The 16,748-nt window shown below is 53.7% G+C and carries 15 protein-coding genes; 7 read left to right on the forward strand and 8 right to left on the reverse strand.

Going from position 1 to position 16,748, the window contains the following annotated elements; all coding sequences use genetic code 11:
- Window positions 1–54 precede the first annotated feature (54 nt).
- From tpiA to A3193_RS10840, 4 genes are all read right to left on the reverse strand, one after another.
- Window positions 55–807, reverse strand: a complete 753-nt coding sequence (gene tpiA, locus A3193_RS10825) for a triose-phosphate isomerase (protein WP_069006125.1) — start codon at window positions 805–807, stop codon at window positions 55–57.
- A 168-nt stretch (window positions 808–975) separates the two neighbouring features.
- On the reverse strand, window positions 976–2,319 hold the full coding sequence (gene glmM, locus A3193_RS10830) for a phosphoglucosamine mutase (protein ID WP_069006126.1): 1,344 nt from the start codon (window positions 2,317–2,319) through the stop codon (window positions 976–978).
- Window positions 2,320–2,438: 119 nt separating this feature from the next.
- Window positions 2,439–3,296 carry a dihydropteroate synthase gene (gene folP, locus A3193_RS10835; protein ID WP_069014795.1) on the reverse strand — a complete coding sequence of 286 codons (858 nt, stop codon included), beginning with the start codon at window positions 3,294–3,296 and terminating at the stop codon, window positions 2,439–2,441.
- Between the two features lie 130 nt (window positions 3,297–3,426).
- The gene (locus tag A3193_RS10840) at window positions 3,427–4,053 is read right to left on the reverse strand and encodes a hypothetical protein (RefSeq protein WP_083218436.1); all 627 of its coding nucleotides are present in this window, start codon (window positions 4,051–4,053) and stop codon (window positions 3,427–3,429) included.
- 885 nt (window positions 4,054–4,938) lie between these two features.
- Between A3193_RS10840 and A3193_RS10845 the strand changes: the two genes are divergently transcribed.
- The 6 genes from A3193_RS10845 to mazG all read left to right on the forward strand — a co-directional run bounded on the left by A3193_RS10845 (window position 4,939) and on the right by mazG (window position 9,415).
- Window positions 4,939–5,886 carry a hypothetical protein gene (locus A3193_RS10845; protein WP_069014796.1) on the forward strand — a complete coding sequence of 316 codons (948 nt, stop codon included), beginning with the start codon at window positions 4,939–4,941 and terminating at the stop codon, window positions 5,884–5,886.
- A gap of 12 nt (window positions 5,887–5,898) precedes the next feature.
- A complete protein-coding gene (locus tag A3193_RS10850; RefSeq protein WP_069006129.1) occupies window positions 5,899–7,098 on the forward strand; it encodes an RtcB family protein in 1,200 nt (399 codons plus the stop codon).
- Window positions 7,099–7,150: 52 nt separating this feature from the next.
- A complete protein-coding gene (locus A3193_RS10855) occupies window positions 7,151–7,432 on the forward strand; it encodes a hypothetical protein (protein ID WP_069006130.1) in 282 nt (93 codons plus the stop codon).
- Window positions 7,433–7,555: 123 nt separating this feature from the next.
- Window positions 7,556–7,759 (forward strand): dodecin family protein, encoded by a 204-nt coding sequence (locus tag A3193_RS10860; RefSeq protein ID WP_069006131.1) that lies wholly within the window; start codon window positions 7,556–7,558, stop codon window positions 7,757–7,759.
- Between the two features lie 72 nt (window positions 7,760–7,831).
- Entirely contained in the window at window positions 7,832–8,263 is a 432-nt protein-coding gene (lysM, locus tag A3193_RS10865; RefSeq protein WP_069006132.1) for a peptidoglycan-binding protein LysM, read from the forward strand.
- A gap of 354 nt (window positions 8,264–8,617) precedes the next feature.
- Window positions 8,618–9,415 (forward strand): nucleoside triphosphate pyrophosphohydrolase, encoded by a 798-nt coding sequence (gene mazG, locus A3193_RS10870; RefSeq protein WP_069006133.1) that lies wholly within the window; start codon window positions 8,618–8,620, stop codon window positions 9,413–9,415.
- A 122-nt stretch (window positions 9,416–9,537) separates the two neighbouring features.
- Here mazG and ftsH read toward each other — a convergent pair whose 3' ends face one another.
- Together ftsH and rlmE are read right to left on the reverse strand one after the other, a co-directional pair.
- Window positions 9,538–11,469 carry an ATP-dependent zinc metalloprotease FtsH gene (gene ftsH, locus A3193_RS10875; protein WP_201258721.1) on the reverse strand — a complete coding sequence of 644 codons (1,932 nt, stop codon included), beginning with the start codon at window positions 11,467–11,469 and terminating at the stop codon, window positions 9,538–9,540.
- Window positions 11,470–11,664: 195 nt separating this feature from the next.
- Entirely contained in the window at window positions 11,665–12,285 is a 621-nt protein-coding gene (gene rlmE / locus A3193_RS10880) for a 23S rRNA (uridine(2552)-2'-O)-methyltransferase RlmE (protein WP_069006135.1), read from the reverse strand.
- A gap of 355 nt (window positions 12,286–12,640) precedes the next feature.
- Between rlmE and yhbY the strand changes: the two genes are divergently transcribed.
- The gene (gene yhbY, locus A3193_RS10885; protein WP_069006324.1) at window positions 12,641–12,937 is read left to right on the forward strand and encodes a ribosome assembly RNA-binding protein YhbY; all 297 of its coding nucleotides are present in this window, start codon (window positions 12,641–12,643) and stop codon (window positions 12,935–12,937) included.
- 73 nt (window positions 12,938–13,010) lie between these two features.
- On the opposite strand, the gene greA is transcribed toward yhbY, so the two are convergent.
- Window positions 13,011–13,487: a transcription elongation factor GreA gene (gene greA, locus A3193_RS10890; RefSeq protein WP_069006136.1), complete on the reverse strand. Its 477-nt coding sequence runs from the start codon at window positions 13,485–13,487 to the stop codon at window positions 13,011–13,013.
- 24 nt (window positions 13,488–13,511) lie between these two features.
- Window positions 13,512–16,724 (reverse strand): carbamoyl-phosphate synthase large subunit, encoded by a 3,213-nt coding sequence (gene carB, locus A3193_RS10895; RefSeq protein WP_069006137.1) that lies wholly within the window; start codon window positions 16,722–16,724, stop codon window positions 13,512–13,514.
- Window positions 16,725–16,748 lie beyond the last annotated feature (24 nt).

Below are 16,748 nucleotides of genomic sequence, written 5' to 3' on the forward strand. Positions count from 1 at the left end.
TACCTAATAGAGGGTGTCCAGTCAGTCAGCTACTGACTCACAACCTTGAAAAAATTAATTTGCCGCCGTACAGATTCCCAGAAAATCTTCCGCAGCCAGTGATGCGCCGCCTATCAGGCCGCCATCGATATCCGCTTTGCCAATCAGCTCTTTGGCGTTTCCAGGCTTCATCGAGCCACCATAGAGGATCCGTACACCCTCGGCCACCTCGGCGCTCTTCTCCGCCACAAGGGAACGAATGAAGGCGTGTACCTCCTGGGCCTGCTCAGGGGTTGCGGTTTTACCGGTACCGATCGCCCAGACCGGCTCATAGGCGATGACGCCATCTGCCAGTGCAGCCACACCCTCAAGCTCGATCACCGCATTCAGCTGACGCGCCACGACCTCGTTGGTGACTCCGGACTCACGCTCTTCCAGGGTCTCACCGACACACAGGATCGGAGCCAGACCGGCTGCCCGTGCGGTGGCAAACTTTTTAGCAACCAGATCATCACTTTCATTGTGATAGGTGCGGCGCTCGGAGTGTCCTACGATGACATACTTACAGGCGAAGTCATTCAGCATCGAGGCGGCCACTTCGCCGGTATAGGCTCCGGATGTCTCGGTGGAGAGATCCTGACCACCCCAGGCGATCTCGGTGCCGCTCAGTCGCTGTTGAGCCTCAGGAATGAAAATGGCCGTGGGGCAGACAGCAACTTCAGCGTTGGTGACCGCACCGACACCCGCCTTGATGCCATCCAATAAGCTACGAACACTCTCAAGTGAACCGTTCATCTTCCAATTTCCGGCAACCAGTGGTCTACGCATGCTTACACTCCTGCTATAAAAAGAAAGCGCGGTAGCTTAACGGCCAACGCGTACGAAATCAATCTTATGTAGGCCTTTCCTGGCGATTTTCTGCAGATTGGATCCAATTCCCCACTGTAATGGCGAGAAATGGGGCCCGCCGCCAGCCAAACCGTGGCAGCCCCGGCATCAGCCGGTTACCAGAGCCTCGACGGTACTGGCGATCTGTGACGACAGCACTTCGACCTGCTCACCATCACTGCCCTCCACCATCACACGCATCAGCGGCTCAGTACCTGAGGGTCTGAGCAGTACCCGGCCTGAGCTGCCCATCTCCACTTCAGCTTCACGCACCGATCTTTTGACCAAATCCGACTCCATAATCTCCTGGGCGCTGGTTCCACCCAGATGAATATTGGTCAGTTTTTGTGGGTATTTGCTCATCCCGGCGCTGAGCTCCCGTAGAGAGCGCCCCGTGGCATGGACTTCCGCCAGAACCTGTAACGCGGAGACGATACCATCTCCGGTGGTGGTACGATCCAGGCAGATGATATGGCCAGACTGCTCACCGCCGAGCACCCAGCCCTTTTTAAAGAGGCGCTCCATGATGTAGCGATCACCCACATTGGTCCGCTCAAACACCACCCCATGCTCCCGCAATGCATGCTCCAGACCGAGATTGCTCATCAGGGTACCCACGACCGCCCCCTTGAGCTCCCCTTCCCGCATCCGGGAACAGGCGATGATATAGAGAATCTCATCCCCATCCACCTCGTTGCCCTGGTCATCGACCATGATCAGACGATCCCCATCCCCGTCCAGGGCGATACCCAGGTCGGCGCCATGTTCCAGAACCGCGGCTTTCAGATGCTCGGGATGGGTGGAACCCACCCCGTCATTGATATTGAAACCATTCGGCTGATTGCCGATTGCAATCACATCAGCTCCCATTTCATCGAAGACATAAGGTGCGATGTTGTAGGCGGCCCCATTCGAGCAATCCACGACAATTTTCATACCGTTGAAGCGGGTCTTGAGTGGAATGGTGCTTTTACAGAATTCGATATAGCGCCCTTCCGCATCCATTTTTTCCGCCCGTCCCAGATTGGCGGAATCCACAGTGGTGAGCGGCTTCTCCATCTCAGCCTCGATGGCACTCTCCACCTGATCCGGCAGCTTGAGCCCATCGGCGGAAAAGAACTTGATGCCATTGTCGGTGTAGGGATTGTGGGAGGCGCTGATGACGATCCCCGCCTGGGCATGAAGGGTTCGGGTCAGGTATGCGACACTGGGGGTTGGCATGGGGCCGAGCAGCGTGATATTGACACCTGCCGCTGTGAGTCCGGCCTCCAGGGCCGATTCGAGCAGATAGCCGGAGATACGGGTATCCTTGCCGATCAACACCCGGCTCTTCGATTCCGTGCCCAGAATCCGCCCGACCGCCCAGCCCAGCTTCAATACAAACTCAGGTGTAATCGCACCTTCACCAAAACGACCGCGCACACCATCAGTTCCAAAATACTTTCGACTCACAGATAATTCCTCAGTTTTTATCGATTGTTAACCCGGCACCCGAACAGTTCTCTTTCAGTCGCAGCGAGCCTGTGTTTATCATTATGTTGATGATCGGGACCTAAGACCCTGAAAATGAACTATTTGATCACTGGGTTAACAGCCTGAACAGCCGACACAATCTTCAACGCGTCGACTGTGGCTTGTACATCATGTACCCGTAAAATGGCACTCCCTTTCATGGCCGCCATCACCGCCGCAGCCAGGCTGCCATACAGACGCTCTTCAACAGCACGTTCTCCAAGCAGTGCCCCTATCATAGACTTTCTGGATATTCCCACCAATAGCGGCACACCAAGCTGTTCGAGATTTTGCAGACCGTCGAGTAGCGCAAGATTATGTGGCAGGGTTTTGCCGAAGCCAAACCCGGGATCAACAATCAGCCGATCCTGCGGGATACCCGACGCCACACAAGCATCCAGTCGCTGCTGGAGAAAGGTTTTAACATCATCAACCACATCATCATAGTGAGGATTGCACTGCATGGTACGGGGCTCACCCTGCATGTGCATCAGGCAGACCGGCACAGCGGCTTCAGCAGCGGCCTCCAGGGCGCCGGAATCGCGCAATGCCATCACATCATTGATCATCCCCGCACCGGCCGATACAGCCTCACGCATCACCTCAGCCTTACTGGTATCGACCGAAATGGGTAACGGGATTTCACCGGCCAGCGTCTCGATCAGTGGAATCACCCGGTCCATCTCCTGTTGCGCGGTGACCGGTTGGGCGCCTGGTCGGGTTGACTCACCACCAACATCGATAATCGCCGCCCCTTCATCGATCATCTGCATGGCATGTTTGATGGCAGCATCCCGGGCGGTGAAGCGCCCTCCATCGGAAAATGAATCCGGAGTCAGATTGAGGATACCCATCACCTGAGGCTGACTCAGGTCGAGTGTTTTACCGGCGCAGTCAAGAATCTTAGGCGCAGACATATGTTTCCTTATTTTGAGCAAAACCGACAAGCTAAGCTGGAAAACGATAGATTACCATCGTCAGGCTGGCGGTTTTTCTTTAATTGCCGTACCACTCAGGGCCTCTTTTTGGAATCGCCCATAGCAGACTTCAAACATGTTCAGACATGGTTCGCGCCAGGGCAATCAGCAGCTGCCTCGATTTGCTGTTCATCTCTGAGTAGATGGTCATCAGTTCACGCAGATCGTCAGGAAATGATCCGCATAGGCCATCCGACTCAATATGCTGCTCATCCAACCATTTGACCGGCCTGTCACTGGCCTTTTCGATGTTGCGCGCTAGACGCTCACCGATATGTTTGAAGGGATTATCGATATGATCGGCCAGCTGAGCGGCCTTGAGCCGGCTGGCCAAGAGTAATTCAGCGATCGCCTCCGATCCTTCGGCCTCAGTCTGGCGATAGAGAAATACCAGGTTCTGATGCCTTACCGCTTGCAGATCCCGCTCGCCGGAACGGATCGGGCCAAGTCCGAACATGATCCAGCAGGTCGATGTGCCCGTGGTCCTGGCAATGATCTCAACATGGCCGGGATGGGGCATGGAGTAACCGGCCTCATACCAGGAGAGCCTGTTTTCCGGCCACTTCGGTAACTTCTCCCTGAACGCCTTGGCTGTCTTGAAACCAGCCATCTTGCGGGCCTGAGCAATACGTTTACCAATCTTCACCGCAACCGGGTCTTTACTGCGCGACTGGCCGATTGAATTATTTTTTGTCATATGCAAAAAATTCTCTTGCAAAATAAAAGATCAGCATTATACTTGCGCTCCAAGTTATGGGAAGTGTCAAATTGACTGTCGCTTCTGCCACATTTATTGAAACGGAAACTGACTATGTATTTATCGGGCTTACGCAACATCCACACACCAGCACCCCTGGAAACAGGGTCTGCTTGCGTGGCTGCGTATCCAGCAAAACTACAAACCGTCAGCTTCCTGCTTAACAGCAGGGACATAACCGGTATGACCTGACGCCTACAGCCCAAACAGACGGGAAGGTGTCATGAACTACTGACACCTTCCGGAACAACCCCCGGTTGGTGAAAACCCCGGGGGTTTTTTATTGCCCGGGGATAACCCGGGGCTACACCCTGGACACTCTTTGACAATTAGGAAAACCGATTAATCCCTGTCCAGAGAGAGGAAAGGGATTGTGGCCGCTTGGGGCCAATACCAAGCAAGCCTCGTCCCCCCTCGTTCTCGGTTACGGGCCGGGAATGGTCACCTGTCCGGCCAGGGACAAGAGGTAGTGCTGCTGTTCGAATCGAATCAGGAACGACAAGCACAGCCGTGCAGTGCCAGGGGAGAAGTCTCGACCGATACCCGAAGCACCGGTCCGCTGACCAGGAGTAAGCGGACCAATTTGTGTGAGGCAACAGTCTCTCACATCGAATAACCGGGGATATGGCGCAAACGGATGGATCGCCTTACGGTGTCATCTGCTCTTGAAGATATCCTCCAGGATACGGAGAAGATCAATGTTTAACCAAATCACCGGACCGTTAGGCCGGCCAGATAAATCAATTTAACGGGAGTCGAGTATGCATCAATTTTCAACCTTAACCCGCCAACCTATCTGCACCTCTGCAACCAAGGAGAGTGAACATGGAGCAGAACGACTTAAAGGAGCTGTTGGCCTGTCTGCCTAAAGAGAGAACCCTCTATCCATACTGCCAGGATTACTATGCCGTGCAACTGCTGCAGATTGCAGCGAAAAAGCACCAGTCGATTCAAGCAATAAAGGGGTCGAAGTTTGGCCGCCTGCTGAACAAACCATCGATAACATCACTACTCAGCAGCTGTGGCAATGGCTGTATCAGCGGTGAACTGTTGAACAGCTATTGGCAGGAGCCCGGCACCACCTACCTGATTACCACCGGTGTCTGGGGCAGTAGATCCGACCGATATGCACAGACATCGAGACCCGGTATCAATCTGGTGCTGCGTCTCAATTTCAACCATCAACATGACCAGATGTTTCATCAATCGATCCACCCTGTTGAGGATGGCGTGTTCAACAACTGGGGCCATCCGGTACTGCAACGCGGCGATCGCAGCTACTACCGTGAGACCCTGGCCTGGTCGCGGCTGGATATCGACCTTCAGTTGGGCGAAGTGCTGATTGAAGAGATCCAGAGTGACTGGGTCAGAGATGTCAGCTGGCTGAACAAGTGGCGTCAATGCTGCGCAACAGATGAGGATCCCCTACATTGCTACAGCTTCAATACCACCGCCGCACTGGCCGGTCGTTATCTGAATTTTGTGCAACCGCTGCTGAAACAGTGGAGTCAGGCAATGCTCGCGGCAACCATCGACTTTATCAACCGTGAGCTGGGATTGAAACGTATCTGGTTCCACAGTTGGGAAGTCGGTAACTGTCTGAAGCGTATCAAGGGCAGCTATGTACCGCCCAGATCACTCTACACCAGCCTGCCGAGACAGTTCTGTTTCGAACTGACCGATCAACTGCCAGGCCTGTTGAGTGACAGACGCACAATCAAACGCCTGCGCCGGGGAAAAATCTCGCCCCGATTTTATAAACTAGAACTATGAGGGATTATAGCTATGCCTATTTTACAAACACTCAATAAAGGAAAGGTGCCGGTCCACATCTGGACCGGCGATACGGAAACCACAGCACTCAACCAGCTTGAGAATGTATCCCGTATGCCTTTCATCCACCACCACGTGGCAGCCATGCCCGATGTCCATATGGGTATAGGTGCGACTGTCGGGTCAGTGATCCCAACCAAGGGGGCGATTGTACCGGCGGCGGTTGGCGTGGACATCGGTTGTGGTATGAATGCCATCCGGCTCTCCCTGTCAGCAGCTGAACTGCCGGATAGCCTGCGTATGCTGCGTAATCGTATCGAGCAGGCGATTCCGGTGGGATTCGACATGCATGATCGGGATCCGGTCAAACGCTCAACCATTGTGCCTATGGCAAAACGACTGGATCAGATTCTTGATCGTCATCCGGCTATCGCCAAGATGCAGCGCAAGCGGCCCTACGACATCTGGGTTCGTCAACTGGCGACCCTGGGTGGCGGCAACCATTTTATCGAGCTCTGCCTGGATGAAAACGAGGCGGTCTGGGTCATGCTGCACTCCGGTTCCCGGGGTATCGGGAATGTGATTGGTCGCTACTTCATCGAACTGGCGCGCAAGGATATGGGGGATCAACTGGGAAGATTACCCGACCGGGACCTGGCCTACTTCAGCGAAGGCGCTCAGCATTTCGATGACTACATCGAGGCGGTTGATTGGGCCCAGGACTATGCCATGATCAATCGCCGGGAGATGATGCAGCATATGCTGGACGTGCTGGGGAGGCATCTGCCTCACTTCACGATCACCAAAGAGGCGATCAACTGTCACCACAACTATGTGGTACGGGAATACCACTTCGGTGCCGAAGTCTATGTCACCCGCAAAGGTGCCATACGTGCCGGTGAAGGTGAACTGGGAATCATCCCCGGTTCGATGGGTGCTAAGTCCTACATTGTTCGAGGCAAGGGTAGTGAGGCATCGTTCTGCTCCTGCTCCCACGGCGCGGGACGCCGTATGTCCCGTTCAAAGGCCAAACGGCAATTCAACCGGGCCGATCTGGAATCCCAGACCCAGGGTGTGGAGTGTCGCAAGGACAAAGGGGTGATCGATGAGATCCCCGCTGCCTATAAGGACATCGATCAGGTGATGGCCAACCAGAGCGACCTGGTTGAAGTGGTACACACCCTGAAGCAGGTGATGTGTGTAAAAGGTTAAGTGGGCCGGGCTAAGGCCCACATATATTAATGTTGAAATTGAGGAACTACTGATGAAGAAAAAAGCTGACAGGGCACGCAATCTGTTGCACAACCACCCGATGCTGCGCAAAGGGGGTGTGCATGATAAATCCAACAAGGCCAAACGCCGGAAGGAGAGACAAAACCTACGCAAGGCGTGGTTTTCTCTGAGCACACACTGTGTGTTGAGAGAAGACCACGTCGCTGCGGTATCATCCTTGCTTACACAGACTCTGAATTATCTAACGGGCAAACCGTTGACTGACTGCAGTTTCGAAATTAAAACTTTTGTGTCTTTCCCATCCACCATCTAGGCGTAATTTTCCCAGTCACCTATGCTACAGACTGTGTCTGAGGTTGCTTGTTAACCCGGCGACCAAATCGATTTTGTGATTGATGTTGAATCACGGATCACCTACCCCACGAGGAGAGTCCACATGTCAGTTGCAAAAGTTACAGAAATCATCACTTCGTCCAGTAAGAGTTTTGATGACGCTGTCACAAAAGGGATCAAACGCGCCAACAAGACACTGAAAAACATCAAAGGGGCCTGGGTTAAAGATCAACAACTGTCGGTGAGTAATGGCAAGGTCACCGATTACCGGGTAACGCTGAAAGTCACTTTTGTATTGAAGGATTGAATAACCGATTGAGCGGGATATTCAGCCGCAGAGAATACCTAACAACACAACTTAAGATAGGAGCACGCAGCAATGGGACTGTTCGATTTCGCAACCGATTTAGGCAAAAAACTGTTTGGTAAGGATGACGATCCGGCAGAGAAAATTAAGCAGCAGATTGAATCGGACAATCCGGGTATTCAGGATCTGGATGTCAGCTATGAAAACGGCAAGGTAATCCTGTCAGGCAATGCAGAAACGGCTGAAGCTTTGGAAAAGGGCGTATTGATCGCCGGGAATGTTGTCGGTGTCAGCGAAGTGAGTGCCGATGGTGTTACGGCTCCGGAGCAACAGTCCAAGGTGGAATACTATACGATCGTCAGTGGTGACACGCTATCGGCAATCGCCAAACGTTTCCTCGGCAATGCCTCGGCATACCCGAAGATTTTTGAAGCAAACCGCGAAGTGATCAAGGATCCCAACCTGATCTATCCAGGACAGAAGATCCGCATACCCATGGACTAAACTGTCGTATCGATAACAAGGCATGGTTGGCTCAATCGATCCCCGGGACACCGGGGATTTTTTTACCGGTCATCTAAGGCCTGATAACACGATCGTTTATAGAGAGCGGGATCCCTCTTGGCCGCGAACGGACGCCATTCACCGCAATTAGAAACCATTAGTTAAGCAGATTGTGTGAGTGGCTTCCTACTCCTCCATCCGAATGCCTTCCTTGATTGACGCATCCAATCCAATGGATCTCTTAGATGCAGGTCTGAGCACTGTAACCACATAAAAAAGGATAGCTATCCATAACAAAACTTGCGTTAATAGTGATCCCTCAGAGCCAGCAATGTTAAGCCGGAAATAGATCCTATGGAAGCTACGCAGCGACTACTCGAAATCATGGCCAAGTTACGAGATCCGGATAAGGGTTGTCCCTGGGATCTGCGTCAGACCTACGACACCATCGTGCCCTATACCCTCGAAGAGGCCTATGAAGTCGCCGATACAATTCAGCGGGGTGAAATGGATGAGCTGCGGGATGAGCTGGGTGACCTGCTGTTCCAAATCGCCTTTTACAGCCAGATCGCCCGGGAAGAGGGTCATTTCGATTTCAATGATGTCGCAAGCGGGATTTGTGAAAAGATGATCCGCCGCCACCCCCACGTGTTCGCCGATGCGGAGTATCAGAGTGACGAACAGTTGCGCCAGGCCTGGGAACAGCAGAAGGCGGAAGAGCGTGCTGGACAGAAACAATCATCACCAGCGAGTCATATGGATGGCGTGGCCCACGCCCTGCCGGCGCTGATCCGAGCGGAAAAACTGCAGAAGAGGGCTGCGCGGGTGGGATTCGACTGGCCCGATCCACAAGGAGCATTCGATAAAGTCAGCGAAGAGTTCGATGAAGTTCGTCATGAGCTGGAAAACTTCAATCGGCAACAGCTGCAGGATGAACTGGGGGACCTGATATTTGCCATGGTCAACGTGGTACGCCTGTTGGGTATGGATGCGGAACAGACTTTGACACAAGCCAATATGAAGTTTGAGAGACGTTTTCGCGCCTTGGAACAGACGCTGCTGCAACAGGGGATTACTGACTTACAGACTCAAAGCCTGGAGCAACTTGATGCAGTTTGGGAGCAAGTCAAAAAAGCAGAGCAGCAGAATTGATCAAGGGCGATGAATTTCCGGATTAGGATCGGTAACGGGAAAACGAAAACAGGCTGTGATGATAGAGAGGTTTTTTTGGAGAGGATCAGCGGCCAGCATCAAAGCTGGCCGCTGGTGAGGTTTTAATGTTGGCCTGCAGGACCACCAATGGGGCCCGGCACATCATCGGACGATGGGGACTCACCGGAAGGTCTTGCTCCATCATCTGAATCCATATCGTTATCCACCCAATCCTTCGGCGGACGAGGGGTCTTGCCTTCCATGATGTCGTTGATCTGTTGCGTATCGATGGTCTCGTACTTCATCAGCGCGTCGGCCATCACATGCAACTTCTCCAGGTTCTCATTGAGAATACTCTCGGCCCGGTCATAGTTGCGGTCGATGAAATTTCTGATCTCTTCATCAATGGTATGGGCGGTGTCGTCAGAGACGTTCTTGTGCTGGGTCACCGAGCGTCCCAGGAATACCTCTTCCTCTTCCTCGCTGTACATCAACGGTCCAAGGCGTTCCGACAACCCCCATTTGGTCACCATGTTGCGCGCCAGTTCAGTGGCCCGCTTGATGTCGTTGGAGGCGCCGGTGGTCACTTTATCGATACCAAAGATCAGCTCTTCAGCAATACGGCCACCGAAGAGGCTGGAGATCTGACTCTCAAGATGCTCTTTGCTGTAGCTGTAGCGATCCGCTTCCGGCAGAAACATGGTCACACCCAGCGCCCGTCCCCGGGGAATGATGCTCACCTTGTAGACCGGATCGTGGGAAGGCACCAGTCGACCGACAATGGCATGCCCCGACTCATGGTAAGCGGTGAGTTTCTTCTCATCCTCACTCATTACCATGGTACGGCGCTCAGTACCCATCATGATCTTGTCTTTGGCCTTTTCCAGCTCTTCCATGCCTACCAGGGTTTTATTGGCGCGGGCAGCAAACAGTGCGGCTTCATTCACCAGGTTGGCCAGATCGGCTCCGGAGAATCCCGGTGTACCCCGGGCGATGATCGCCGGTTTCACATCTTCACCGGCAGCCACCTTGCGCAGGTGTACCTTGAGAATCTGCTCACGACCGCGCACATCAGGCAGTGGGACCACCACCTGACGGTCGAAACGTCCTGGACGCAGCAGTGCTGGATCGAGTACATCAGGCCGGTTGGTGGCCGCGATCACGATCACACCTTCATTGCCTTCGAAACCATCCATCTCCACCAACAGCTGGTTGAGGGTCTGTTCACGCTCATCGTGTCCACCGCCAAGACCGGCGCCGCGATGACGACCTACCGCATCGATCTCATCGATGAAGATGATGCAAGGGGCATGTTTCTTGGCCTGTTCGAACATGTCACGTACCCGCGAGGCACCCACACCGACGAACATCTCCACAAAGTCAGAACCTGAGATGGTGAAGAAAGGTACCTTGGCTTCACCCGCAATGGCCTTCGCCAGCAGGGTCTTACCGGTACCCGGTGAACCGACCATCAGCACACCCTTGGGAATCTTGCCGCCAAGCTTCTGGAATTTGGAAGGATCGCGCAGAAAGTCCACCATCTCGGTGACCTCCTCCTTGGCCTCTTCCACACCGGCCACATCGTTGAAGGTGACCTTCACCTGATCTTCACTCAACATGCGTGCTTTGCTCTTGCCGAATGACATGGCACCTCTTCCGGCACCACCACCCTGCATCTGCCGCATGAAAAAGATCCACAGGCCGATCAGTACAAACAGAGGAAACCAGTTGATGAGGATATTCATCAACAGGGAGGGTTTCTCAGGTCGCTTGGCCACGATCTCCACATTACTGTTCAGCAGATCGCTGACCAGCATGTTGTCGCCCGTGCTGTAGGTAGAGAATCTCTGACCTGAAGTCAGGGCACCGCTGATTTCATGGCCATTATTCCCGACCTCGACTAATTCCACCTCCTTCACCTGTCCGGTCTTGACGTTGGAGATGAATTCCGAATAGCTCATCGGCTGAGCCTTGGGCTGGGTAGTTGAAAAATTGTTGAACACCGTCATCAATACGATGGCGATCACTACCCAGAGAATTAAATTTTTTGCCATGTCATTCAAAACGTAAGAACCTCTTGATCTCACTCCGGCGGCTGCCGGTATATCTGTCCACACTGGCATCCGTGTGGTGGTTATTCTGTGACATCTCTACTCGCTGGCTGTTAGGGATAGCCGATTTGGCGGCTAAAAACCTGAATAAAAATGTGCAAACATCTGATTTTTTAGGGCTTACTGGTTGGTACGGTACTACATCTTAAAGTTCCCTGCTACTAAATAGATCTCCCTGCTCTTGGCCCTCGATGAATCCGGCTTACGGCTGGCTACTCGGGTAAATGAGCTGCGTACCTCTCGCAAATAGTCATCAAAGCCCTCGCCCTGGAACACTTTAACGACAAATCCGCCACCTGGCTTTAGGGTTTCACGGGCAAAATCCAGTGCCAGTTCGCAAAGATAGATCGATCTTGGCTGATCCACACTGGCCATACCAGTAACATTGGGCGCCATGTCAGAAATTACAAGGTCTATTGCGGCACCATCCAGTAGATTTCGCAATGAATCGAGGGGCTCTGTCTCACGAAAGTCACCCTGTATGAACTCAACCCCGGCAATCGGGTCCATCGGCAGAATGTCGAGGGCGAACACCTGACCTTTGTCACCAACCAGATCCCGCGCAATCTGACTCCAGCCTCCAGGCGACGCACCCAGGTCCACCACTTTCATTCCAGGTTTGATCAACCTGTCTTTTTCCTGGATTTCCAGGAGTTTGAATGCTGCTCTGGAACGATACCCTGCCTTCTGTGCCTGCTTCACATAGGTATCGTTAAAATGTCTGTCCAGCCACTTGCGACTGCTTTTGCTGCGCTTCATGAAATCTGCTTACCCGCTCTGTAATCGCAAATACAATCTTAACCCAAGACCGGAAAAACTTTTCTGGGATTGGGGCTTAACCCTGTCTGACAATAAACCATATACAACCTATGGTTATTTTTTAGTCTGTAAATGAATACGAATATTCTCAAATTATGGCTGGTGTAGTAAGAGATTGAGTGCCTTCTCCACACCTCACGAACCGACCTAAAAACCACAGAGCAAGGATTCAATCTGTCTACTTCAGTAATATTTTCGTTTATTCCGTTCATTTGCAGATTTAAATTCTCAACCCCTTCCTCATCACAGGTAATCAGGATAGAATCCGCCTCCCCTAATCGACATGGCCAATACAATGCCCCTGACCTCCGAGCAGACCAGATCACTGAAAAAACTCGCCCACCATCTGAAACCGGTGGTGATGATCGGCCAGCACGGTTTGAGTGAAGGCGTTATCGGCGAAATCGACACCAGTCTCGATGTGCATGAGCTGATCAAAGTCAAACTGGCAGGCGCGGATAAAAGCGACCGGGAGGCACTGAGTGCCGCCATTGTCGAGCGTCTCTCAGCAGACCTGGTGCAAATTATCGGACGGGTAGCGATATTCTACCGGGCGAACCCCAAGAAGAAGAAAAACAGAATCGTCATTTGATGATAGAGGCCGGGGAACGCCTGCATAGCTGACCAGAGACTGGCCATGCTGGCCGAAACAGCCTCAGGCGAGCCTATTCGTAACGCACTTCCAGAATCTCAAACTCCCGGTCACCGCCAGGTGTGTTGAGGAACACATCATCCCCTTCCTGTTTACCGATCAATGCTCTGGCAATCGGTGAACTGACTGAAATCAGGCCATGCTTGATATCGGCCTCGTCATCACCCACGATCTGGTAGGTGAACTCTTCATCGTTATCCAGTTCCAGCACCACCACGGTGGCGCCAAAGACCACTTTGCCACCGGCATCCAGTTTGGTGACATCGATGATCTGGGCATGGGAGAGCTTACCCTCGATATCTTTGATACGCCCCTCAATGAAGCTCTGCTGCTCACGGGCCGCGTGATATTCCGCATTCTCTTTCAGATCACCATGCTCACGGGCTTCAGCGATCGCTTTGATCACTTTGGGTCGCTCGACAGTTTTCAATTGCTTCAGCTCATCTTGCAGATTAGCAGCTCCACGAGCAGTCAACGGTACCTTGTTCATTGCACTCTTCCTCTGTTAAGCCGGTTACTGCTGATGCAGGTCTTGCAGTCGGTTGACGTTGAGTTCATCCAACTGTTTGAGGGCCAGACAGGTCGCCTCGGCACCTGAAATGGTGGTGGTGTAGCTGACCTTGTGCTGCAGAGCGGTACGTCTGATCTCCGCTGAATCGGCAATCGCCTGGACACCTTCAGTGGTATTGATGATGAAACTGACTTCCTGATTCTTGATCGAGTCGACGATGTGGGGGCGCCCCTCCATCACCTTATTCACCCGGGTACATTCAAGCCCCGCATCGAGCAGTGCCTGACAGGTACCACCTGTGGCGCTCAGGGTAAAGCCGAGCTCAACCAGATCCTGTGCCACCTGTACGGCACGCACCTTGTCCGCATTGCGCACGCTGAGCAGGGCCTTGCCACCCTGGGGCAACTGATAGCCCGCACCCATGATCGACTTGTTGTAGGCTTCACCAAATGTGACGCCGACACCCATCACTTCACCGGTGGATTTCATCTCCGGCCCCAGTACGGTATCCACACCGGGAAATTTAACGAACGGGAATACCGCCTCTTTCACGAAATAGTTCTCAGGCACCACCTCTTTGACGATGCCCTGCTCTTTCAGACTGGTACCCGCCATACAGCGGGCAGCAATTTTTGCCAGCTGCATACCGGTGGCCTTGGAGACAAATGGCACAGTCCGGGAAGCCCGTGGGTTCACTTCCAGCAGATAGATCTGATCATCCTTGATGGCAAACTGAGCGTTCATCAGACCCACCACTTTCAACTCCAGCGCCAGCTTGCGCATCTGCTCACGCATCCGGTCCTGAATGGCGGCAGACAGGGTATAGGGAGGCAGTGAGCAGGCGGAATCACCGGAGTGAACACCCGCCTGTTCGATATGCTCCATGATACCGCCGATGAGCACCTCCTCACCGTCGCAGATCGCGTCGATATCCACCTCGATGGCGTCATCCAGAAAGCGATCGAGCAACACCGGAGAGTCGTTGGAGACACTCACCGCTTCCCGCATATAGCGGCGCAATTCATTCTCGCGATAGACAATCTCCATCGCCCGGCCACCCAGTACGTATGAGGGGCGAACAACCAGGGGATAGCCGATCTCTTCGGCCAGTTTGACCGCACTCTCCGAATCACGGGCGGTACGGTTTGGCGGCTGTTTGAGATTGAGTTTCTCGACCAATTGCTGGAAACGCTCCCGATCTTCCGCCAGATCGATGGAATCGGGACTGGTGCCAATGATCGGCGCACCGGCCGCCTCCAGGTCGTTGGCCAGTTTCAGTGGGGTTTGACCACCGTACTGGACGATCACGCCGGCAGGCTGCTCTTTATGAATGACCTCGAGCACATCCTCCAGTGTCAGCGGCTCAAAGTAGAGTCTGTCTGAGGTATCGTAGTCGGTGGAGACGGTTTCCGGATTACAGTTGATCATGATGGTCTCATAACCATCTTCACGCATCGCGAATGCAGCGTGGACACAACAGTAATCGAACTCAATTCCCTGGCCGATGCGGTTCGGGCCACCACCCAGCACCATGATCTTTTTACGCTCACTGGGCAGAGCCTCACACTCTTCCTCATAGGTGGAATACATGTAGGCGGTGCTGGTGGCAAACTCCGCAGCACAGGTATCGACCCGTTTGAATACCGGACGGATACCCGCCTGGTGGCGACGCTGACGGATCTCGGCTTCACTGGCATCGACCAGTTCGGCGATACGCCGGTCGGCAAAGCCTTTGCGTTTCAGAAAACGCAGCCGTTGCTCATCCAGACCTTCAAGACCCTGTCCGGAAATCTCACGCTCGATGTTGATCAGCTCTTCAATCTGTATCAGGAACCAGGGGTCGATGGCACAGATATCGAAGACCTCTTCCAGGCTCATGCCGTAGCGGAAACACTCGGCCACATACCAGAGCCTGGCCGGCCCGGGCAGCCTGATCTCCCGCACCAGGGTGTCTTTGACATGCTCTTCATTGAGATCGAGGATCTCATTGAGACCATACTTGCCGATCTCAAGCCCACGCAGCGCCTTCTGCATCGACTCCTGGAAGGTACGGCCAATCGCCATCACCTCACCCACGGATTTCATCTGGGTGGTCAGGCGGTCATCGGCCTGAGGGAATTTTTCAAAAGCAAACCGGGGCACCTTGGTGACCACATAGTCGATGCTCGGTTCGAAGGAGGCCGGTGTGGCGCCACCGGTGATCTCGTTCTGCAACTCATCCAGGGTATACCCCACCGCGAGCTTGGCCGCCACTTTGGCGATTGGGAAGCCGGTGGCCTTGGAGGCCAGCGCCGAGGAGCGGGAGACCCGGGGATTCATCTCGATGATGATCATCCGCCCGTTCTCCGGATTGATGGCGAACTGCACGTTCGAACCACCCGTCTCCACACCGATCTCGCGCAATACCGCCAGGGAGGCGTCGCGCATGATCTGGTACTCCTTGTCGGTCAGTGTCTGGGCCGGTGCCACCGTGATCGAGTCTCCGGTATGCACCCCCATGGGATCGAGGTTTTCGATCGAACAGATGATGATGCAGTTGTCATTTCTGTCCCTGACCACCTCCATCTCATACTCTTTCCAACCGAGGATCGATTCCTCGATGAGCAGTTCACTGGTGGGAGACAGATCGAGTCCGCGGGTACAGATCTCAACAAACTCTTCCGGATTGTAGGCGATACCGCCACCGCTGCCGCCCATGGTGAAGGAGGGGCGGATGATCGCCGGATAACCGATTTGAACCTGTACCTGCTGTGCCTCTTCCAGACTATGGGCAATCACCGAGCGGGGCATGTCCAGACCGATCTTGCGCATCGCCTGGCGGAACAGATCCCGGTCTTCCGCTTTGTCGATCGCCTCTCTGGAAGCGCCGACCATCTCCACGCCATATTTTTCCAGTACGCCTTCGCGTACCAGATCCAGCGCCGAGTTGAGTGCGGTCTGTCCACCCATGGTGGGCAGCAGGGCATCCGGTCGCTCTTTCTCGATAATCCGTTCAAGGGTACGCCAGGTGATCGGCTCGATGTAGATGGCATCGGCCATATCGGGATCGGTCATGATCGTGGCCGGATTGGAATTCACCAGGATGACCCGGTACCCCTCCTCTTTCAGAGCCTTACAGGCCTGAGCGCCGGAGTAATCGAATTCACAGGCCTGGCCGATAACAATCGGTCCGGCGCCAATGATCATGATGCTTTGTATATCTGTACGTTTTGGCATTAACTCTTGAGTCCGCAAAAAAAC

The organism is Candidatus Thiodiazotropha endoloripes (assembly GCF_001708965.1).
GTDB classification, from domain to species: Bacteria; Pseudomonadota; Gammaproteobacteria; order Chromatiales; family Chromatiaceae; genus Thiodiazotropha; species Thiodiazotropha endoloripes.